21 protein-coding genes and 1 tRNA gene are annotated in these 19588 nt (G+C 71.0%); 10 read left to right on the top strand and 12 right to left on the bottom strand.

The features are described 5' to 3' along the window. Positions 1-81: 81 nt before the first annotated feature. The gene (locus BIV25_RS12130) at positions 82-1383 is read right to left on the bottom strand and encodes a PTS transporter subunit EIIC (RefSeq protein ID WP_071372246.1); all 1302 of its coding nucleotides are present in this window, start codon (positions 1381-1383) and stop codon (positions 82-84) included. A gap of 127 nt (positions 1384-1510) precedes the next feature. On the opposite strand from BIV25_RS12130, the gene BIV25_RS12125 reads away from it, so the two are divergent. From BIV25_RS12125 to BIV25_RS12115, 3 genes are all read left to right on the top strand, one after another. Further along, positions 1511-1744, top strand: a complete 234-nt coding sequence (locus BIV25_RS12125) for a glucose PTS transporter subunit EIIB (protein WP_071372245.1) — start codon at positions 1511-1513, stop codon at positions 1742-1744. Positions 1745-1822: 78 nt separating this feature from the next. Beyond that, entirely contained in the window at positions 1823-2560 is a 738-nt protein-coding gene (gene rph, locus BIV25_RS12120) for a ribonuclease PH (protein WP_071372244.1), read from the top strand. A 110-nt stretch (positions 2561-2670) separates the two neighbouring features. Beyond that, positions 2671-3069: a hypothetical protein gene (locus tag BIV25_RS12115; RefSeq protein ID WP_071372243.1), complete on the top strand. Its 399-nt coding sequence runs from the start codon at positions 2671-2673 to the stop codon at positions 3067-3069. 61 nt (positions 3070-3130) lie between these two features. Here BIV25_RS12115 and BIV25_RS12110 read toward each other — a convergent pair whose 3' ends face one another. From BIV25_RS12110 to BIV25_RS12095, 4 genes are read right to left on the bottom strand one after another with little or no spacing between them, the layout of a single operon-like run. Further along, entirely contained in the window at positions 3131-3886 is a 756-nt protein-coding gene (locus BIV25_RS12110) for a DUF1707 domain-containing protein (RefSeq protein ID WP_071372242.1), read from the bottom strand. A 9-nt stretch (positions 3887-3895) separates the two neighbouring features. After that, on the bottom strand, positions 3896-4864 hold the full coding sequence (locus BIV25_RS12105; RefSeq protein ID WP_071372241.1) for an ATP-binding cassette domain-containing protein: 969 nt from the start codon (positions 4862-4864) through the stop codon (positions 3896-3898). 3 nt (positions 4865-4867) lie between these two features. Next, complete coding sequence (locus BIV25_RS12100; RefSeq protein WP_079176593.1) at positions 4868-5644, bottom strand: ABC transporter permease; 777 nt, start codon at positions 5642-5644, stop codon at positions 4868-4870. Positions 5645-5681: 37 nt separating this feature from the next. Next, positions 5682-6482: an ABC-2 family transporter protein gene (locus tag BIV25_RS12095; protein WP_071372240.1), complete on the bottom strand. Its 801-nt coding sequence runs from the start codon at positions 6480-6482 to the stop codon at positions 5682-5684. 649 nt (positions 6483-7131) lie between these two features. Here BIV25_RS12095 and BIV25_RS12090 point away from each other — a divergent pair. After that, a complete protein-coding gene (locus tag BIV25_RS12090) occupies positions 7132-10011 on the top strand; it encodes a transglycosylase domain-containing protein (RefSeq protein WP_071372313.1) in 2880 nt (959 codons plus the stop codon). Between the two features lie 18 nt (positions 10012-10029). Here BIV25_RS12090 and BIV25_RS12085 read toward each other — a convergent pair whose 3' ends face one another. From BIV25_RS12085 to BIV25_RS12075, 3 genes are all read right to left on the bottom strand, one after another. Continuing rightward, on the bottom strand, positions 10030-10350 hold the full coding sequence (locus BIV25_RS12085; protein ID WP_053665396.1) for a multidrug efflux SMR transporter: 321 nt from the start codon (positions 10348-10350) through the stop codon (positions 10030-10032). A 169-nt stretch (positions 10351-10519) separates the two neighbouring features. Continuing rightward, a complete protein-coding gene (locus tag BIV25_RS12080) occupies positions 10520-10822 on the bottom strand; it encodes a co-chaperone GroES (protein WP_263980593.1) in 303 nt (100 codons plus the stop codon). A gap of 97 nt (positions 10823-10919) precedes the next feature. Continuing rightward, entirely contained in the window at positions 10920-11249 is a 330-nt protein-coding gene (locus tag BIV25_RS12075) for a DUF3618 domain-containing protein (protein ID WP_071372238.1), read from the bottom strand. Between the two features lie 93 nt (positions 11250-11342). Here BIV25_RS12075 and bcp point away from each other — a divergent pair, with 93 nt between their 5' ends. From bcp to BIV25_RS12060, 3 genes are all read left to right on the top strand, one after another. Then, positions 11343-11810 carry a thioredoxin-dependent thiol peroxidase gene (bcp, locus tag BIV25_RS12070; RefSeq protein WP_071372237.1) on the top strand — a complete coding sequence of 156 codons (468 nt, stop codon included), beginning with the start codon at positions 11343-11345 and terminating at the stop codon, positions 11808-11810. Positions 11811-11956: 146 nt separating this feature from the next. Further along, positions 11957-12958, top strand: a complete 1002-nt coding sequence (locus BIV25_RS12065; protein WP_071372236.1) for an HNH endonuclease signature motif containing protein — start codon at positions 11957-11959, stop codon at positions 12956-12958. Between the two features lie 54 nt (positions 12959-13012). Next, positions 13013-13097, top strand: a tRNA-Leu gene (locus BIV25_RS12060). A gap of 41 nt (positions 13098-13138) precedes the next feature. On the opposite strand, the gene rdgB is transcribed toward BIV25_RS12060, so the two are convergent. Next, on the bottom strand, positions 13139-13741 hold the full coding sequence (gene rdgB, locus BIV25_RS12055) for an RdgB/HAM1 family non-canonical purine NTP pyrophosphatase (protein WP_071372235.1): 603 nt from the start codon (positions 13739-13741) through the stop codon (positions 13139-13141). Positions 13742-13760: 19 nt separating this feature from the next. Next, positions 13761-15095: an SGNH/GDSL hydrolase family protein gene (locus tag BIV25_RS12050; RefSeq protein WP_071372234.1), complete on the bottom strand. Its 1335-nt coding sequence runs from the start codon at positions 15093-15095 to the stop codon at positions 13761-13763. Positions 15096-15380: 285 nt separating this feature from the next. Here BIV25_RS12050 and BIV25_RS12045 point away from each other — a divergent pair, with 285 nt between their 5' ends. Further along, positions 15381-16643, top strand: a complete 1263-nt coding sequence (locus tag BIV25_RS12045; RefSeq protein ID WP_071372312.1) for a DUF445 domain-containing protein — start codon at positions 15381-15383, stop codon at positions 16641-16643. 24 nt (positions 16644-16667) lie between these two features. Here BIV25_RS12045 and BIV25_RS12040 read toward each other — a convergent pair whose 3' ends face one another. Then, positions 16668-17114 (bottom strand): hypothetical protein, encoded by a 447-nt coding sequence (locus BIV25_RS12040; protein WP_071372233.1) that lies wholly within the window; start codon positions 17112-17114, stop codon positions 16668-16670. 162 nt (positions 17115-17276) lie between these two features. Here BIV25_RS12040 and BIV25_RS12035 point away from each other — a divergent pair, with 162 nt between their 5' ends. Continuing rightward, positions 17277-18227, top strand: coding sequence for a GlxA family transcriptional regulator (locus BIV25_RS12035; protein WP_071372232.1), 951 nt, complete (start codon positions 17277-17279; stop codon positions 18225-18227). A 17-nt stretch (positions 18228-18244) separates the two neighbouring features. On the opposite strand, the gene BIV25_RS12030 is transcribed toward BIV25_RS12035, so the two are convergent. Next, positions 18245-18547: a hypothetical protein gene (locus BIV25_RS12030; RefSeq protein WP_071372231.1), complete on the bottom strand. Its 303-nt coding sequence runs from the start codon at positions 18545-18547 to the stop codon at positions 18245-18247. A gap of 100 nt (positions 18548-18647) precedes the next feature. On the opposite strand from BIV25_RS12030, the gene BIV25_RS12025 reads away from it, so the two are divergent. Further along, positions 18648-19454 (top strand): inositol monophosphatase family protein, encoded by an 807-nt coding sequence (locus BIV25_RS12025; protein WP_079176585.1) that lies wholly within the window; start codon positions 18648-18650, stop codon positions 19452-19454. Positions 19455-19588: the final 134 nt, after the last annotated feature.

The raw sequence follows: 19588 nt of genomic DNA, 5'->3' as shown, positions 1-19588 counted from the left end.
GAAGGCGGGATAAGGAACCACGAAATCCGCTACCGAAACGCTACGCGGTGTGCCGATGTGCTAAAGGGGACCGGGCCCGGCTCAGGCCTTGGTGATGTCCTCGACCTCGTCCTCGGGCTCCCGGCCCGGCGTCTTCAGATCGAACCGCGTGATCGCGAACCTGAAGACGGTGTAGTAGACCGCCGCGAAACACAGGCCGATCGGAATGATCGCCCACGGTTTCGTCGCCAGGTTCCAGTTGATCACGTAGTCGATCAGGCCCGCCGAGAAGCTGAATCCGTCGTGCACCCCGAGCCCCCACGTCACCGCCATCGAGACGCCGGTGAGCACGGCGTGGGCGGCGTACAGCAGGGGCGCGATGAAGAGGAAGGAGTACTCGATGGGTTCGGTGATGCCCGTCACGAACGACGTCAGCGCCACCGAGAGCATGAGACCGCCGACCTCCTTGCGGCGGCCCGGCCGCGCGCAGTGCGTGACGGCCAGCGCGGCGGCCGGCAGCGCGAACATCATGATCGGGAAGAAGCCCGAGGTGAACTGCCCGGCGTTCGGGTCGCCGGCCAGGAACATGTTGATGTCGCCGTGCACCACCGTGCCGTCCGGCTTGGTGAAGCTGCCGAACTGGAACCAGATGGGCACGTTCAGGAACTGGTGCAGGCCGACCACCAGCAGCGCGCGGTTCGCCAGCCCGAAGACGCCCGCGCCCCAGGCGCCCGCGTCCCGCAGCCAGTGGCTGAAGCTCTCCAGCCCGCTGCCGATCGGCGGCCAGATCCACAGGCACAGCGCCGCGAACACGATCGCGACGAACGCCATGATGATCGGCACCAGCCGGCGGCCGTTGAAGAAGCCCAGCCAGTCCACCAGCTTCGTGCGGTGGAACCGGGCCCAGAAGAAGGCGGCCAGCAGACCCATCACGATGCCGCCGAAGACGCCCGGGTTCTGGAAGGTGAACGGCGTCACCGACCCCGCGCCCGCGCCGACGCCGACCTGACAGCCGATCTGCGGGATCGCCTTCGAGCCGCCCGGGCAGGACTCGGGGAACTGGTGCAGCACGCCGTAGTAGACGAGGAACCCGGCCACCGCCGCGAGCGCCGTCGAGCCGTCCGCCTTCTTCGCCATGCCGATGGCCACGCCCACGCAGAACAACAGAGGCAGACCGAGGGAGCCGTCGAGCAGGGCGCCGCCCGCGCCCGTCATCACCCTGGACACGTTCGTCCAGCCCAGCCCGTCCGTGCCGAACACGTCCGGCTGGCCGAGGCGGTTGAGGATGCCGGCCGCGGGCAGCACCGCGATCGGCAGCTGGAGGCTGCGGCCCATCTTCTGCAGGCCCTGGAAGGCACGGTTCCAGCGGGCGCGGGCGGGGCTCACCTCGGCCTCGGTGCTCATCGGTTGGCGACCGCCTGTCCTGTGGTGTAGACCAGTCGTGGACGATTGGGTTTGCTGTGACGTCATCCTTCGGTACGCACGGCGCAATCGCTCGTGAAGTTGGGCCAACCGTGCGTGAGGAGAGCAAATGGCCAGCAAGGCTGAGAAGATCGTCGCCGGCCTCGGCGGCATCGACAACATCGACGAGATCGAGGGCTGCATCACCCGGCTGCGCACCGAGGTGCACGACGCCTCCAAGGTCGACGACGCCGCCCTGAAGGCCGCCGGCGCCCACGGCGTCGTCAAGATGGGCACCGCCATCCAGGTCGTCATCGGCACCGACGCCGACCCGATCGCCGCGGAGATCGAAGACATGATGTGAACCGCAGCGGTTCACCTGTAAGGGGCTCTTCCCGACTCGGGAGGAGCCCCTTCGCCGTGTCCCGATAGGCTCGTCGCCATGTCTCGCATCGACGGCCGTACCCCCGAACAGCTCCGCCCGGTCACCATCCAGCGCGGATGGAGCAAGCACGCCGAGGGCTCCGTCCTCGTCTCCTTCGGCGACACCAAGGTGTTCTGCACCGCCTCCGTGACCGAGGGCGTCCCGCGCTGGCGCAAGGGCAGCGGCGAGGGCTGGGTCACCGCCGAGTACGCCATGCTGCCCCGCGCCACCAACACCCGCGGCGACCGCGAGTCCGTCAGGGGCAAGATCGGCGGCCGTACCCACGAGATCTCCCGCCTCATCGGCCGCTCCCTGCGCGCCGTCATCGACTACAAGGCGCTCGGCGAGAACACCATCGTCCTCGACTGCGACGTCCTCCAGGCCGACGGCGGCACCCGTACGGCCGCCATCACCGGCGCGTACGTCGCCCTCGCCGACGCCGTCGCCTGGGCCCAGGGCCGCAAGCTGATCAAGGCCGGCCGCCAGCCGCTCACCGGCACCGTCTCCGCCGTCTCGGTCGGCATCGTCGGCGGCGTCCCCCTCCTCGACCTCTGCTACGAGGAGGACGTGCGCGCCGAGACCGACATGAACGTCGTCTGCACCGGCGACGGCCGCTTCGTCGAGGTCCAGGGCACCGCCGAGGCCGAGCCCTTCGCCCGCGACGAACTGAACGCCCTGCTCGACCTCGCCGTGAGCGGCTGCGACGAACTGGCCCGGATCCAGCGCGCCACGCTGGACGCCACGCTCGGGAAGTAAAGCGCGGACCAACGGAAGGGGTGCGCGGGGGCAACCCGCGCACCCCTCCCGGCGTCCTTCGGGTACAGCAGCTGGACACAGCAGCCCGACCAGGGGAGGGGACCACCATCATGGCCGTCAGCCGACGCCGCCGTCTCACCGCCGTCGCCGTCGTCGCGGCGACCGTCGCACTCACCGCCGGCCTGGCCACCGGATGCGACAGCGTCGACAAGGCCCTCGACTGCGTGCACACCGCCGACTCCATCGCCGACAACGTCACCGGCCTGCAACAGGCCGTCGAGAACGCGGCGAACGACCCGACCCGGGCCGACGACTCGCTGAACGCCATCGAGAAGAACCTCGACAAGATCGGCGACAGGACCGACCACACGGACGTCAACAAGGCGGTGGACGACGTGAAGAAGGCCGTGGGCAACGTCCGTACGGCCATCAAGAACGGGGACCGCACTCCGGACGTGAGCCCGGTGACGGACGCGGCGGGCGAGCTGACGAAGGTCTGCACGAAGTAGGGCAAAGGGGCACGGGGAACTGCGCGAACAGCCACGACGTACCCGCGGCCGCCGACGGCGCTCAGTACTCCCGGTCCCGGCGTCCCTCCCGCAGCTCGCGCCGCGCCTCGCGCCGCTCCACCCGCTCCTGCCGTCGCCGCTCCTTGAGACGGAGCTGTTCGGCCCGGGTCACCTTGCGCGACACCCCGACCCCGCCCCAGAAGGCGAACCCCCCGATGACCACCCGCGGCGCGCCCGGCTCGGGCGGGCCGTCGTCACGGGGGTGGTCGAAGCCGCCCATGACGCCGATGCCCCGGACGACGACCTCGACCCCCGGTGGCACGGTGACCTGCAGACCGCCCATGATCGCCACGCAGTTGATCTCGACCTCGCGGTCCGCGAAGTTCGCCTCGCGCAGATCGATCTCGCCGCCGCCCATGAACGCGAAGCAGTTGAACCGCTTCGGCACCGTCCAGCGGCCCTTGCGCTCGAACCCCGACAGGATCGCCACCCCGCCCGCCGAGGACCCCTCGCCGCCGACGATCCGGGACGCCCAACTCCCGCTCTCCGCAGGAGCCTTGGTGAACGACACCGGGGCGGGCGGCGCCGCCGCGCCGGCCGTCGGCAGATCACGGGTGATCGGGGTCAGCTCGCCGTAGGTGCGCGCCTGGTAGGTCGCCTCCAGCCGCTCCTCGAACTCCGCCATGTCGAGCCGGCCCTCGGCCAGCGCCTCCCGCAGCACCTCGGCCACGCGCTCACGGTCGGCGTCGGAGGCCCGGAGATCGGGAGCGGGAGCGGGGGCAGGGGACCGATGGTCCGGCACCGCGTCGTCGGTCATGACAGCAGCCTACGAGACGGCCCTCTCCGCGTACATCTCGGCGATGACGGCCTCGATGTCCGGCTCCCGCACCGACAGGTCCACCAGCGGATACCGCGCCGCCAGATGCGCCACGAGCGGCGCCGCCGACTGCCCCGCCGGGAACGCCAGCGACTGCCGGGGCCCCTCGACCCGCACCACCCGTGCCCCGGGCACCTCCACCGGCGGCAGCTCCCGCTCCAGGTCCACCACCAGCGTCCGCTCGCTCTGCCCGGCCCCGTGCAGCCCCGCGAGCGGGCCGTCGTACATCAGCCGGCCGTGGTCGATCACCATCACCCGCGAGCACAACTGCTCGATGTCCTGCAGATCATGGGTGGTCAGCAGCACCGTCGTGCCGCGCTCGGCATTCAACTCCCGCAGAAAACCGCGCACCTTGGCCTTCGAGACGACGTCCAGGCCGATCGTCGGCTCGTCCAGGTACAGCACCTCGGGATCGTGCAGCAGCGCCGCCGCGATGTCCCCGCGCATCCGCTGGCCCAGCGACAGCTGCCGCACCGGCACGTCCAACAGCTCGCCCAGCTCCAGGAGTTCCACGCAGCGGTCGAGGTTCTCCCGGTAACGGGCCTCGGGGATGCGGTACATGCGGTGCGCCAGCCGGTACGAGTCGATCAGCGGCAGGTCCCACCACAGCGTCGTACGCTGTCCGAACACCACCCCGATCCGCTGCGCGAGCCGCGTCCGCTCCCGGGACGGATCGATGCCCGCCACCCGCAGCCGGCCGCCGCTCGGCGTCAGGATGCCGGTCAGCATCTTGATCGTCGTCGACTTCCCGGCGCCGTTCGGCCCGATGTAGCCGACCATCTCGCCGCGCGCCACGGAGAACGACAGCGAGTCCACCGCCCGCACCTCGCGCCGCTCCCGCTTCAGGAACCCGGTCCGCTTGCGCACCTCGAAGACCTTCTCGACCGCTTCGAGCCTGATGAAGTCACTGTCCGGCACGTGCTAGCTCCCTGTGCTCCGGTACGAACGAAGTCCCGCCCGCCACGCCAGCCCCGCCAGCGCGCAGCAGCCCGCCGCGACCAGCGGAGGCGTGAACGCCACCCACCGCGGCAGGTCCAGCGGATACGGCCGGCCCAGCACGTACGTCGCGGGCAGCCAGTTGACGAAGGCCAGCGGCAGCACGAACGTCACCCCGCGCACCAGCTCCTTCGCGAACACCGTCGGCGGATACTGCAGCAGCGTCGTCCCGCCGTACGTGAAGGCGTTCTGCACCTCGGAGGCGTCCTGCGCCACGAACTGGAACGCCGCCCCCGCCACGAACACCGCGCAGAAGATCGCGCAGCCGCTCGCCACCGTCACCGGCATCAGCAGCAGCTTCGCCGGCGTCCAGTCGATCTCCACCCGGGTCAGCGCCCAGCCCAGCACCAGCGAGCCCTGCACCACCCGGCCGAGCCGGCGCAGCGCGAACCGGTCGGCGGCCACCTGCGCCAGCACCGGCACCGGCCGCACCAGCAGCGTGTCCAGCGTGCCGTCCCGCACCCGCCGCCCCAGCCGGTCCATCGAGCCGATCGCCAGATCCGCCAGCCCGAAGGACACGGCCGACAGCCCGTACAGGAACGCCACCTCCGCCAGCGTGTACCCGCCGAGCACACGCACCCGCGAGAACATCAGCATGATCGCGACGAAGTCGAAGAACGTCGCCGCGAAGTTCCCGAACGTGGTCATGGCGAACGACGCCCGGTAGGCCATCGTGGACCGCACCCACATCCCGGCGATCATCCCGTACGCCCGCACCCCCGCGCGCACCCGGCCGCCCTCACCCACCCTGGACCACCACCCGCCGTGTCGCCGCCGACTGCACCAGCCGGCCCAGCGCCAGCAGCACCGCCGCCCACGCCCCCTGGAACAGATACGTCCGCAGCGGATCCGCGCGCCCCAGCAGCACGTCCGCCGGCGCCTGGAGCAGCGACGACCACGGCAGCGCCCGTACGACCTCGCCGAGCGCGCCCGGGAAGACGTTGAGCGGCAGCAGCATCCCGCTGCAGAAGTAGCCCGCCAGCCACATCATCTGCCCCACGCCCGCGCCGTCCAGCAGCCAGAACGCGCTCAGCGCCACCAGGTAGCGCAGCCCGAAGCCGACCACCATCGCCAGCAGGACCGTCACGAGGAACGCCAGCCAGGTGCCGGCGTCCGAGGGCAGGTACGCCGGAAAACACAGCGCGCCGAAGGCGAACGGCACGAGGCCCCGCCCCAGCAGCTGGAAGCAGGCCCGGCCCAGATCGGCGGCGAGCCACCACAGCTGGAGGTCGGCGGGCCGGTAGAGATCGATCGCCACGTCCCCCGTACGGATACGATCCATCAGCTCCTCCTCGACGCCCCCGCCCCCGATCGCGAGCGTCGACAGGAAGGCCTGCCCGAGCCAGACGTATGTCACGACCTGCGCCTCGTCGTACCCCCCGAGATGCGGCTTCGCGTCCCACAGGGCGCGATACGTGTACACGAGGATCAGTCCGAAGACCGTGTTCGTGAACACCCCTGCCGCAGTGGCCGCCCGATACGTCGCGTACCGTCTGAATCCCCCCGCCGCGACGGCCACGTACAACCGTCCCGCGCCCACGCCAGTCCACCTCCCGGGACCGCTCGACACCGAAGCGCAGGAGCCTAGTCCGGAGGCCCGGCGGTCGGCCACGCATTTTCGTGCCCGAACCGTGCCGGAATCCGGGAACGGAACGCCAGGTGCGAGAGTCTTCAATCTGGGGGCCGTAGAAGGCGTACGAGGCGTACGGAAACGACGTACGACGAAACAGGAGTCCGTGCACGACATGAGCGACGAGCCACAGCCGCAGCAGCCGAAGGAAGGCGTGGCGCCGGAGAAGCCGACAGGGGAGGCCGAAGAGTCCTCCGCCCCGGCCCGGGACGAGAGGGCCGACGAGGGGACGGAGACGAGGGAACCGGCTTCGGTCACGCCCACGCCTTCGACCGAGCCGGAGGAGTCCGCACGGACCGAACGCACTGAGCAGGGAAACTCTGAGCAGGCCGAGCAGGCCGAGCAGGCCGAACAGGGCGGCGTCGGCCGGACGGGTGAACCGGCGGCGCCCGAGGCCCGCTCGGCCCGGGACCGCACCGCCTCGATGGCCCGCGCCCGCCAGGCGGCGCGCGGCGGGCGCACGGAGTCCGACGCGACGACCTCCGCCGGGCCCGACGACGCGGCGGACGGCGGCAGCGGCTCAGGTGCCGAGAAGCCCCAGTCCCCCGAGAGCACGCAGGTGCTGCGGCGCGTCGGTGCGCCCCGGGGGCCCCACGAGGGGTCGCCGAGCGCGTCGACCGGGGCAGGTCAGGGCCCCGGCGAGCCGCGGACGCCCGAGACCACCCAGGTCCTGCGCCGGGTCGGCGCACCCCGCTCGGGCGAGCCCGGTGCCCCCGGCGGGAAGCCGGGCACCGCGTCGGACGGCACCGGCCGCACCCCGCGTGCGAACACCCCGGACACCGCGTCCCGCGCCGCCCGCACCGCCGGAGCGCTCGGCGCCGCCGGCACGGCCGCGGCCGCCGGCGCGGGCACCGCGAACGCCGCCGGCCAGGCGGGCGCGGCGGCAGCGGGTGCCGCGGGCGCCGTCGGCTCCGCGGCAGGCGCGGGCACCCGACGCCCCCGCTCCGGCAACGGCCCGCGTACCGCCCCCACCGCCCCCAGCTCCTCCGAGGACGCCACCGCCCTCCTCGCCGCAGCCGCAGGCTCCACCGGCGGACCCGAAGGACCCGGCGGTCCCGGTGACGGCGGAGGCAAGGACGGCACGGGCGGCAAGGGCAAGAAGAAGCGGCCCAAGCGGACCGGGTGGCGGCGGATCATCCCCACCTGGCGCATGGTGCTCGGCACCTTCCTCTTCGGCGTACTGCTGATCATCGGCCTCTTCTTCCTCGGCTACTCGATGGTCAACATCCCGCCCGCCAACGCCCTCGCGACCAAGCAGAGCAACGTCTACCTCTACGCCGACGGCTCCCAGCTCGCCCGCGACGGACAGATCAACCGCGAGAACGTCAACCTCGCCCAGGTCTCCAAGGACGCCCAGCACGCCGTACTGGCCGCCGAGGACCGCGACTTCTACTCCGAGTCGGCCGTCGACCCCAAGGCGATGCTGCGCGCCGCCTGGAACACCGCGACCGGCAAGGGCACACAGTCCGGCTCGACGATCACCCAGCAGTACGTGAAGAACTACTACCTGGCCCAGGAACAGACGGTCACCCGTAAGGCCAAGGAGTTCTTCATCGCGATCAAGCTGGACCGGCAGAAGTCCAAGAACGAGATCCTGGAGGGCTACCTCAACACCAGCTACTTCGGCCGCAACGCCTACGGCATCCAGTCCGCCGCCCAGGCCTACTACGGCGTCGACGCCCAGAACCTCGACCCGGCCCGCGCCGCCTACCTCGCCGCGCTCGTCAACGCGCCCAGCGAGTACGACGTCGTGGCCCACCCCGAGAACAAGGCCGCGGCCGTCGCCCGCTGGAACTACGTCCTGGACGGCATGGTCAAGAAGGGCTGGCTCAGCGCGTCCCAGCGCGCCGGGATGAAGTTCCCGATGCCGAAGGAGCAGACGGTCTCCACGGGCATGTCCGGCCAGCGCGGCTACCTCGTCGAGGCGGTCAAGCACTACCTGACCACCAACAACATCCTCACCGACGACCAGCTCGCCACCGGCGGCTACCGCATCACCACCACCATCCAGAAGAACCGGCAGGACGCCTTCGTCAAGGCGGTGAACGACCAGCTGGTCGCCAAGCTGGACAAGAAGAACAACAAGGTCGACAACTACGTCCGGGCCGGCGGCGCCTCCGTCGACCCCAAGACGGGCGAGGTCGTCGCCATGTACGGCGGCATCGACTACGTGAAGCAGTACACCAACGGCGCGACCCGCGGTGACTTCCAGGTTGGCTCGACGTTCAAGCCGTTCGTGTTCACCTCCGCGGTGCAGAACGGCTCGACCACGCAGGACGGCCGCCAGATCACCCCGAACACGATCTACGACGGCACCAACGAGCGGCCCGTGCAGGGCTGGAGCGGCGGCGCCTACGCCCCGCAGAACGAGGACCAGAAGTCGTACGGCCCGATCACCGTCACCAAGGCCACGGACCTGTCCGTGAACGCGGTGTACGCGCAGATGGCGGTCGACGTCGGCCCGTCCAAGGTCAAGCAGACCGCGATCGACCTCGGCATCCCCTCCGGCACCCCGGACCTCCAGCCGTACCCGTCGATCGCCCTCGGCACCGCCACCGCCAGCGTCCTGGACATGGCGGAGGGCTACGCGACGCTCGCCAACCACGGCAAGCACGGCCAGTACTCCCTGGTGAAGAAGCTCACCAAGGACAGCGGCACGGACGAGATCAAGCTGCCCGACCCGTCGGTCAAGCAGGCCGTCAGCCGGGAGGCGGCCGACACCACCACGGCCATGCTCCAGAGCGTGGTCGAGAACGGCACCGCCTCGGCCGCACAGGCCGTGGGCCGTCCGACGGCCGGCAAGACCGGCACCGCCGAGAGCGACACCGCCGCCTGGTTCGCGGGCTACACCCCCGACCTGGCCACGGTCGTCGCCGTCATGGGCCAGGACCCGGTGACCGCCCAGCACAAGCCGCTGTACGGCGCCCTCGGCCTGCCGCGCATCAACGGCGGCGGTGCGCCGACCCAGATCTGGACGCAGTACACGCAGGCCGCGCTCCAGGGCACCCCGGCCTCCGACTTCGACCTCCAGCTGGCGTCGGGCGCCGACCAGCCGCAGGCGCCCAGCACCGGCACCCCGGCCACGCCGGGCACGACCGGTGACCAGAACACCGGCGGCACCACCACCGGCACCCCGACCACCGGCGGCACGACCGCGAGCCCGACCACCGGCGGCACCACGGGCACCCCGACCACCGGCGGTACGACCACGACCGGTGGTGGCACCACCACCGGCGGCGCCACCACGACCGACGGCGGCACCGGCACGACGGGCACCACCACCGGCGGGAACACGACGACCGGCGGCGGGACCACCGGCACCGACACGACCGGCGGCACGACCGCCAGCCCCAGCGGCGGCACCCTCGGAGGCGGCGGCACACCGGGCGGCGGTACGACGGGAACGGACACGGGCGCGGGCGGCGGCCCCGGCACCTGACGACAACCGTCCGATGTCTCAGTGACCGCTGGTCGCCTTCAGCCCGACGACGGCGACCAGCAGGAGACAGACGAAGAAGATCCGGGCGGCGGTGACCGGCTCACCCAGCACCACCATGCCGAGCACCGCCGCCCCGGCCGCCCCGATGCCCACCCACACGCCGTAGGCGGTACCGATGGGCAGGGACTTGGCGGCGTACGACAGCAGCACCATGCTCGCGACGATCCCGGCACCCGTGAGCACACTCGGGACCAGCCGCGTGAATCCCTCGGTGTACTTCATCCCGATCGACCAGCCGACTTCGAGCAGACCGGCGACAACGAGCAGAACCCAGGCCATGACGGCACCTCCGGAGAATCTCTGAACGGGGTGCGTCGTCTTTTCCTGGTCTTCCTGGAGTCGGGGATCCCGGTACGGCGCGTCTCGTCGGGCTCCCTTGTCGAACATAGCAAAGCCAACGCAAAAGGGGCTGGTGACGATGGTCACCAGCCCCTCTGAGCTCGTCGGACTACAGGTACAGGCCGGTCGAGTCCTCGGACCCCTCGAACCGGTCCGCGGCCACGGCGTGCAGATCACGCTCGCGCATGAGCACGTACGCCACACCCCGCACCTCGACCTCGGCCCGGTCCTCCGGGTCGTACAGGACCCGGTCGCCCGGCTCCACGGTCCGCACGTTCTGCCCGACCGCGACGACCTCGGCCCAGGCCAGCCGCCGGCCCACCGCCGCCGTGGCGGGAATCAGAATGCCGCCGCCCGACCGCCGCTCACCCTCACCGGCGTCCTGCTTGACCAGAACCCGGTCGTGCAGCATCCGGATGGGCAGCTTGTCGTGCTGAGGGGTGTTCTCGTTTCTGTTGGCGCTCACACCTCGAACCTACCTGCCTTCGCCCCGCCCGTCCGCCTCCGGGTCAGCCCTTGCGCCGCTTGCGGCCGACGGCGAACAGCCCGACGACACCGACGGCGAACAGCGCGACGGGCACGATCCGCTCCAGCCGGGGCGCGCCCTCGTCGTCCACGAACTGCGCCCGCACGTCGCTGACCACCCGGTTGACCTGAACGTACGCCCGCCCGACGGTGTGATCGAGATGGGCGGCGGCCTTCGCCTTCGCGTCCCCGATGATCGTCTGCGGATGGACCCGCACGCCGATCTCGTCGAGCGTCTCGGCCAGCACTTCGCGGCGGCGCTTGATGTCCGCCTCGATCTGCGCCGGGGTTCTGGTGTCCGACGTGTCCGCCACCGTACGGCCTCCGAAGTCTTCTGATGCTGTCCCGGACAGTCTGTCAGCTTCTCTGCGCACTGCACCGCAAGGCCCCCCGGTTACCCTGGCCCGATGAGCGAGCGACTCCAGCCGGGGGACGTGGCCCCCGCCTTCACCCTCCCGGACGCCGACGGCAACGAGGTCTCCCTGTCCTCCTACGAGGGCCGCAAGGTCATCGTCTACTTCTACCCCGCCGCCCTGACCCCCGGCTGCACCAAGCAGGCCTGCGACTTCACGGACAACCTGGAGGTTCTCGCCTCCGCCGGCTACGACGTCGTCGGCATCAGCCCCGACCAGCCGGAAAAGCTCGCGAAGTTCCGCGAGAAGGAGTCCCTGAAGGTCACCCTCCTCGCCGACCCGGACAAGAAGGCCCTCGACGCCTACGGCGCCTTCGGCGAGAAGAAGAACTACGGCAAGACCTACATGGGTGTCATCCGCTCCACGGTCGTCGTCGACGAGCACGGCAAGGTCGAACGCGCCCTCTACAACGTCCGCGCCACCGGCCACGTGGCCAAGATCATCAAGGATCTGGGTATCTGAGGACCTGAGTCTGTTGCTGGCGGCCCGCACCGGGGTGACCTGGTGCGGGCCGCTTTCTCTTTCCCGGCTTTCGGGCGTGACTGTCCGATAAGCGGTTCGTTGCTCTGTACGAGCAATGAACGTGCGGCCGGAATGGAGGGGGCCCGATGGGGACCAGCGCATACACCAAGGATCAGCTTGCACGAGTGGTCGCCGACGCCCGCAACTGGACTGATCTGATGCGGAGGCTCGGCCTCAGGACAAGCGGGGGACAACGGCGTGTGCTTCAGGAGAAAGTGAAGGAGCACGGACTCGACACGAGCCACTTCGTGAAGCGCAGCCCATGGCGCAAGTACCCGGACTCCGCCATCGCCGAAGCCGCAGCGTCATCGTCTTCACTGCGTGAAGTGGCCCTGAAGCTGGGAGCCACCCCAGCCACCGGCACCCTGTCGCACATTCGCCGCCGTATTCAGGCGGCAGGCATCGACATCAGTCACTTTCCTGGCATCGACCGGCCCGACCTGGATCTGCCCTTCACTGCTGATGAACTCAGAGCAGCTGTAGCGACGGCGACCAGCATCCGGGGGGTGGCTCGCGCCCTGGGTGTACCGGACGACAGCCGCTCGCGAGCGACTCTGAGCCGCATGTTGCGTGCCGAGTGCATCGACACTGGACACTTTTCCCACCAGCGCGTATCGATTCCCGAGAAGAAGCTTGGCGACCTCGTACAGAGCTCCACGAGCTACGCCGACGTGATGCGTGGCCTTGGCCTCGACGTAAACGACACCAATCACCGGCGCGTCCGACGCGCGGCAACTCGACTCGGCCTGGACACCAGCCACTTCAAGCGCCGGTCGTGGGCGCGCCCGGAGCGCCTCACCCCCGAGTCCATCTCTGACCGGGTGCTGGTCGTCCTGTCCCCTGACGCGGGACGCACCAACAGATCTCAGCTTCACCGTGCCCTGGCCGAGATCGGGGTGCCATACGCCTGCGAGACCTGCGGCAACTCGGGCGAGTGGCTGGGGCGGCCAATCACCTTGCAGATCGACCACGTCAACGGGGAGTGGCGCGACAACCGTCGAGAAAACCTCCGGTATCTGTGCCCCAACTGTCATGCGCTGACGGAGACGTGGTGCCGCCAGAAGGCGAGGGCATCCCTCGCCGCGTAACCTGCTCTACCCGTACACTGAACGCTGTCGGTCGAGCACGGTGACCGTTTTTGAGCGGCCGTGATGGAATTTGGCAGTCATGCTGGGTTTAGGTCCCAGTGGGTTCACACCCGTGTGGGTTCGAGTCCCACCGGCCGCACAGGTGAGGGGCCGTCCGTCCGGGCGGCCCCTCTTCCGGTCTCAGCCCAGCAGCTCCCGCACCACCGGCACCAACGCCCGGAACGCCTTCCCCCGGTGGCTGATCGCGTTCTTCTCCTCGGCGCTCAGTTCGGCGCACGTACGCGTCTCGCCGTCGGGCTGGAGGATCGGGTCGTAGCCGAAGCCGTTCGTGCCGGCGGGCGCGTGCCGGAGCACACCCCGCAGCTGGCCCTCGACCACGCGCTCCGTCCCGTCCGGCAGGGCCAGGGCGGCGGCGCAGGCGAAGTGGGCGCCGCGGTGTGCCTCGTCGATGTCGGCGAGCTGGGCCAGCAGCAGCTCCAGGTTGGCCAGGTCGTCGCCGTGCTTGCCCGCCCAGCGGGCGGAGAAGATGCCGGGGGCGCCGTTCAGGACGTCGACGCACAGGCCCGAGTCGTCGGCGACGGCCGGCAGGCCGGTGGCCCGGGCCAGGGCGTGGGCCTTGAGGAGGGCGTTCTCGGCGAAGGTGACGCCGGTCTCCTTGACGTCGGGCACCTCGGGGTAGGCGTCCGCACCGACGAGTTCGTGGGGCAGTCCGGCGTCGGCGAGGATGGCCCTCAGCTCGGTGATCTTTCCGGCGTTGCGGGTGGCGAGGATCAGGCGGGTCATGCGCGCCAGTATTCCTCGCCTACAGCTCCGTCTGTCCGCCGCCCTCCAGGCTGCGCAGGTCGAACACCTCGGCCATGCGGGCGAAGCCGCGGTCGCCGGGGTGGAGATGGTCGCCGGAGTCGTAGTCGGGGCGCAGCCGGCGCGGGTCGTACGGGTCGCGCAGGGCCTTGTCGAAGTCGACGACCGCGTCGTACACCGTGCCGGTGCGGATCCGTGCGTTGATCTGCTGCCGGACCGCCTCGCGCGCCCGGGTGCAGCCGCGGTGCCCCTGGAAGGGCATCAGGGTGGCGCCCACGACCTTCAGGCCGTGGGCGTGGGCCTGTGCGACGAGCGTGCGCAGGCCGGCGACGATGCGGTCCGGGTCGGCGAGGCCGGGGTTGCGCAGGATGTCGTTGACGCCGAGGTCGATGACGACGACCTTGGTGTTCGGGCGGGAGAGCGCGTCGCGGCCGAAGCGGTCGAGGCCGCTCTGGTTCTCGGCGGGCCGGCCGAGGCCGCTCGCGAGGACCTGGTTGGCGCTGATGCCCTCGTTCACGACGCTGTAGCGCGGCAGCCGGCTTCCGCTCTCCAGCGCCGTGCGCAGCCGGTCCGAGAGGAGGTCGGGCCAGCGGTGGTCGGCGTCGGTGGTGGAGGTGATGCCGTCGGTGATGGAGTCGCCGAAGGCGACGACGGTGCCGTCGGCCTCGTTGCTGAGCACGTCCAGTGCCGTCACGTAGCGCCAGTACGGCGTCTGCGCGGTGTACGGCGTGCCCGTCGCGTCCTCGGTGCGGTCGCCGGTGGCGACGTAGGAGGTCTGCCGGGCGTACGGGTGGTAGGTGACGGGGCCCGAGGGGGTGGGGGAGTAGGTGGTGACGAGGACGTCGCTGTCGTGCGGGACGGCGAGCCGGACGGCGTCGCTGACGATCTGGCCGCCGGGGGGTACGACCACGGCGGTGGCGCCGTTGAAGGTCAGGCGGCGCATCGACGCGGGGTCGGCGGCCGCGGTGCCGTTCCCGGCGGAGAGCGCGACGGAGGCGTGGGTGAGGGTCAGCGGTGACTGGCCGTACAGGTTGGACAGCGTGATCCGGGCGCTGGTGCCGCCGGTGCCGGCGTGCACCACGTTGCGCACCGAGCGGCCCGCCAGTCCCTCGGTCTCGGTGCCGGGTTCGCCGCCGACCGGTGCGGTGGCCCAGGAGCCCACCCAGGTGCCGGTCGAGGCGGGGGCGGCGGCGGAGTCGTGGTGCGGGCGGTCGTCGGCGAGGGTGCCGCGCGCGGTGCCGTCGTCGGCGGCCACGGTGAGGTAGATGACGGCGGATATGGCCACGACCAGCGCGATGAGCGCGGTCAGCACGACATAACCACGACGCTTGGTCACGCTTTTCTGTTCCCCTCGGGGGATCGGGAGCCCGATGCTCCGATGGTTCCCTGATGATCGGCCCATGATGCGGCACGGGCCTGGGGGAGCTGTCAGGGCCCTGCCCAAAGCTCCCCGGTGAACAGACGCCGGGAACTCCTGTTCCGTTCCGGGAGTCGGTCAGGAAGGGACAATTGTGTGCGGGATCGCCGCACGGGTGGACCGGAACGGGTGGAGCCGATGGAAGCGACGGAAGCGACGGAAGCGTCCGAGACGGAAACGGCGCGGGGTGTGTCGTACAAGACCATGACGGCCTTCACCCCGGCCGACGAGGAGCGTCGGCGCGGGGTGCGCCGGATGAAGCTCACGGCGACCGGCCTGCTGCTGTTCGTGGCGCTGGTCTACGTCCTCGCCAAGCTGGCCACGCACGAGGGCGCCGGTTCCTGGGCGGGCTACGTCGCCGCGGCGGCCGAGGCGGGCATGGTGGGCGCGCTGGCGGACTGGTTCGCGGTCACCGCGCTCTTCCGCCACCCCCTCGGCCTGCCCATCCCGCACACCGCGATCATTCCCACCAAGAAGGACCAACTGGGCGTCTCACTCGGTGAGTTCGTCGGTGAGAACTTCCTCTCCGAGGACGTCGTACGGCAGCGGCTGCGCGCCGTCGGCATCGGTACCCGGCTCGGCACCTGGCTGGCGGAGCCCGAGCACGCGGACCGGGTGACGGCCGAGCTGGCGACGGCGCTGCGCGGCGCCCTGACCGTGCTGCGGGACTCGGACGTGCAGGCGGTCGTCGGCGAGGCGATCACCCGCCGGGCGGGCGCCCAGGAGATCGCGCCCGGCATCGGCAAGATGCTGGAGAAGATCGTCGCCGACGGCGGGCACCGGCGCGTGGTGGACCTGGTGGTGGCCCGGGCGCACGACTGGCTGGTGCTGCACCGGGACGACGTGATGGTCGCCGTGGAGGGCGGCGCGCCGGGCTGGACCCCGAGATTCGTGGACCGCAAGGTCGGCGAGCGTGTCTACAAGGAGCTGCTCCGCTTCGTCACCGAGATGCGGGACATGCCCGCGCACCCGGCGCGCGGCGCCGTGGACCGCTTCCTCACCGACTTCGCCTCCGACCTCCAGGCCGACACGGAGACGCGGGCGCGGGTGGAGCGGCTCAAGGGAGAGGTGCTGGGCCGGGGCGAGGTGCAGGATCTGATCGCGTCCGCCTGGACGGCCGTACGGTCCATGATCGTGGCGGCGGCCGAGGACGAGCGCAGCGAGCTGCGGCTGCGGGTGCGGGCGGCGCTGCTGTCGCTGGGCACCCGGATGGCGACCGAGCCGAAGGTGCAGGAGAAGGTCGACAGCTGGGTGCAGGGCGCGGCGGTGCACGTCGTGACGACGTACCGCAAGGAGATCACCTCGCTGATCACCGACACCGTGGCCGCCTGGGACCCCGAGCACACCACCCGCAAGATCGAGGCGCACATCGGCCGCGACCTGCAGTTCATCCGGATCAACGGCACGGTGGTGGGCTCCCTGGCGGGACTGCTGATCTACGTGGTGACGCGGACTCTGGGGGCGTGAGGGGGCTGCCTCATGCCCTGGTGCTCACGCCCCGGTGGTGGAACCGGGCCGCACGATCATCAGGACGGTCACGGCGGCCCACAGCAGATTGAAGACGCCGGTGAGCATGGCGAGCCGCACGGTGTCCGTGCCCCGGCCCTCCACGACCGCACTCTGCCCCGGCAGGACGAGGGCACCGAGGACGACGGCGGCGAGCGCGGTCAGCACGATCGACGTGATCAGCCAGCCGCTGCCCAGCACCCCCATCCGGCTCGCGGTGGCGAACCCGAAGACCGGGACGACGACGCCGACGAGGGCGTAGACACGGCAGATCCGGTGCAGCAGGTCCAGCGTCGTCCCGGCGGCACCCGGGTCCCCGGGCGCGGCGAGGGCCCGGCGGGCGACGGGCGGGAACATGCTGGCGGCGACGGTCACGGGTCCGACGGCGACGATGGCGGCGAGGACGTGCACGGCGAGGAGGAACTTGGTCACGGCGGTGACGCTAGACGGGCCCGGGACGCCGGAGAAGCGGCGAGAGTGCCACCAACCGACGGATTGTCGCCAGCGGTACGGCCAGGGAGAAGACCGCACCACCGACATCTGGCGCCTGGACCCTCCGCCGGCTGGAATCCGTCGTACCCGTACGATCTCGCCATGCACACCGTGGCCGTACTGGCGCTGGACGGCGTCGTCCCGTTCGACCTCTCCGCCCCCGTCGACACCTTCGGCTGGGCCCGGCTGCCGGACGGCCGGGCGCCGTACCGGGTGCGGGTGTGCTCGGTGCGGGAGGAGGTGAGCGCGGGCGCGTTCACGGTGCGGGCGCCGTACGGCCTGGAGGCGCTGGCGGAGGCCGACACGATCATCCTGCCGGGCGTGGCCGAACCCTCCTCTGCGCCGCCGCCCGGGGTGGCCGAGGCCCTGTGCGCGGCGGCGGCGCGGGGCACCCGGATCGCCTCGATCTGCGTGGGCGCGTTCCTGTTCGCCGCGACGGGCCTGCTGGACGGCCTGCGCGCGACGACCCACTGGGTCGCGGCCGGCCGGCTGGCGGAGCTCTACCCGAGGGTGACGGTCGACCCGAACGTCCTCTACGTGGACAACGGCCAGTTCCTGACCTCGGCGGGCGCGGCGGCGGCGCTGGACATGTGCCTGCACATGATCCGCAACGACTTCGGCTCGGCGGTCGCCGCACACGCGTCCCGGATGTCGGTGATGCCGCTGGAACGGGAGGGCGGCCAGGCCCAGTTCATCGTCCACGACCTGCCTCCGGCCCCCTCGGGCGCAGCCCTGGAGCCCCTCCTGGCCTGGCTGGAGGACCACTGCGACCGCGATCTGTCACTGGAGGAGATGGCGGCACGGGCGGGCATGAGCACCCGCACCCTCAACCGCCGCTTCCGCGAACAGACCGGCACGACACCGCTGCAGTGGCTGCACCGGGCCCGGGTACGGCGCGCCCAGCATCTGCTGGAGACGACGCCGTACCCGGTCGAGCGCATCGCCGCACAGACGGGTTTCGGCTCCCCGACGGCGTTCCGGGAACGCTTCCGCCGGGTGGTGGGCACGAGCCCGCTGGCGTACCGGAAGTCGTTCAGGACGGGTACGCCGTAGCCGAGGTGTCTGCCGCCTCAGGCCTTACGGTCGGCGACGGCCCAGGAGGCGAGGGCGACGGCGCCGGCGACTCCGACGACGGACGGCCAGGCGCCGACCTTCTTGGCGAGCGGATGCGAACCCGCGAAGGCGGCGACGTACGCGGCGCTCAACGCCCCCGCCGCCTTCCCGCCGGCCTGCTTGCGCCACTGCTGCGCGGCAGCGACCCCGGCCACGGCCAGCACGGCCCCGCCCAGCGGCCGCTTCTTGGTCCAACGGGCCACGCCGTACCCACCGACGAGCCCGCTGGCGGCGACGACCGCACTGGGAACCTTGGCCACGACTGCCTCCTGTGTTGTCCTTCGTGTCATCTTCTGTAGGAAGCCGAGGCTAACGAGCCCCGCCGGGACACCGAGCACCAGCCCCTGCGATCCTGCGTCCGTGGAGGAACACGACGTGGATGTGGACCTGGACCGCGCGCTGTCGATCGCGACCGACCTGGCGGCCTGGGCGTCGGAGACGATCCGCCGCCCGCGCCACGGCGAGGACGTACGGGAGAAGGCAGGCCCGGCGGACATCGTCACGCAGACGGACGAGACGATCGAGACCCACGTCCGCTCCGTCCTCCGGGCGGCCTTCCCGACACACGGCATCGAGGGCGAGGAGTACGGCGCCGACGAGCCGACCACGCCCACCGCTCCCCACTGGGTCGTGGACCCGGTGGACGGCACTACGAACTACGCCCACGGCATCGGCTGGTGCTCCTTCTCCCTGGGCCTGGTGTCCCCCGACGGCACCCCGCTCCTCGCCCTGGTCGCCGACCCCTGGCGTCGCGAAACCTTCACCGCGATCCGCGGCCGCGGCGCCCACCTGAACGGCACCCCGATCCACGCGGCTCCCCACACCACCCTCACGGGCCACCTCTTCCTCACGGAATGGGCCGCCCACTCCCACTGGCCCGGCCTGGACCCCCTCCTGACCGCCCTCTCCCACCGCCACTGCACCACCAGGGTGATGGGCTCCACGGCCCTCTCCCTCTCCCAGGTCGCCGCAGGCCGCGCCACGGCAGCGGCCATCGGCGAATTCCACACGGTGGACGGCCTGCCGGCGTACCTGATCGCGACCGAGGCGGGCGCGGTGGCGCACCCCCAATTCCCCGTGTACGACGAGCCGTTGCTGCTGGCGGCGCCGGGGGTGGCGGAGGAGCTGAGGGGGTTGTGGGAGACGAGTTGCAAGGGCGGGGCGTAGCTGAAGCAGTGAGCGATCGCAGGTGAAGGTGTGCCTTCCGTCATACTTTTCCTGATGTTTACGTGCTTTGCTTGATCTTGACCAAGCGGGTGTGTCTGAACCTTCTCGCCTTACCGGGCAAGGTGGTTGCGCGC

The sequence above is a fragment of the Streptomyces sp. MUSC 14 genome, from assembly GCF_001866675.1.
Taxonomy (GTDB): Bacteria; Actinomycetota; Actinomycetes; order Streptomycetales; family Streptomycetaceae; genus Streptomyces.
Note: the sequence above shows the minus strand (reverse complement) of the source record. Positions and strands in the feature narration are given on the sequence as shown.

Excerpts from the sequence above, each read along its gene's own strand:
- BIV25_RS12100 (WP_079176593.1), bottom strand. The coding sequence starts at position 5,644 with ATGATCGCCGGGATGTGGGTGCGGTCCACGATGGCCTACCGGGCGTCG.
- rdgB (WP_071372235.1), bottom strand. The coding sequence starts at position 13,741 with ATGACCCGCCTGATCCTCGCCACCCGCAACGCCGGAAAGATCACCGAG.
- BIV25_RS12085 (WP_053665396.1), bottom strand. The coding sequence starts at position 10,350 with ATGGCCTGGGTTCTGCTCGTTGTCGCCGGTCTGCTCGAAGTCGGCTGG.
- rph (WP_071372244.1), top strand. The coding sequence starts at position 1,823 with ATGTCTCGCATCGACGGCCGTACCCCCGAACAGCTCCGCCCGGTCACC.
- BIV25_RS12080 (WP_263980593.1), bottom strand. The coding sequence starts at position 10,822 with ATGCTGCACGACCGGGTTCTGGTCAAGCAGGACGCCGGTGAGGGTGAG.
- BIV25_RS12115 (WP_071372243.1), top strand. The coding sequence starts at position 2,671 with ATGGCCGTCAGCCGACGCCGCCGTCTCACCGCCGTCGCCGTCGTCGCG.
- BIV25_RS12065 (WP_071372236.1), top strand. The coding sequence starts at position 11,957 with ATGGGGACCAGCGCATACACCAAGGATCAGCTTGCACGAGTGGTCGCC.
- bcp (WP_071372237.1), top strand. The coding sequence starts at position 11,343 with ATGAGCGAGCGACTCCAGCCGGGGGACGTGGCCCCCGCCTTCACCCTC.
- BIV25_RS12110 (WP_071372242.1), bottom strand. The coding sequence starts at position 3,886 with ATGACCGACGACGCGGTGCCGGACCATCGGTCCCCTGCCCCCGCTCCC.
- BIV25_RS12125 (WP_071372245.1), top strand. The coding sequence starts at position 1,511 with ATGGCCAGCAAGGCTGAGAAGATCGTCGCCGGCCTCGGCGGCATCGAC.
- BIV25_RS12045 (WP_071372312.1), top strand. The coding sequence starts at position 15,381 with ATGACGGCCTTCACCCCGGCCGACGAGGAGCGTCGGCGCGGGGTGCGC.
- BIV25_RS12035 (WP_071372232.1), top strand. The coding sequence starts at position 17,277 with ATGCACACCGTGGCCGTACTGGCGCTGGACGGCGTCGTCCCGTTCGAC.
- BIV25_RS12130 (WP_071372246.1), bottom strand. The coding sequence starts at position 1,383 with ATGAGCACCGAGGCCGAGGTGAGCCCCGCCCGCGCCCGCTGGAACCGT.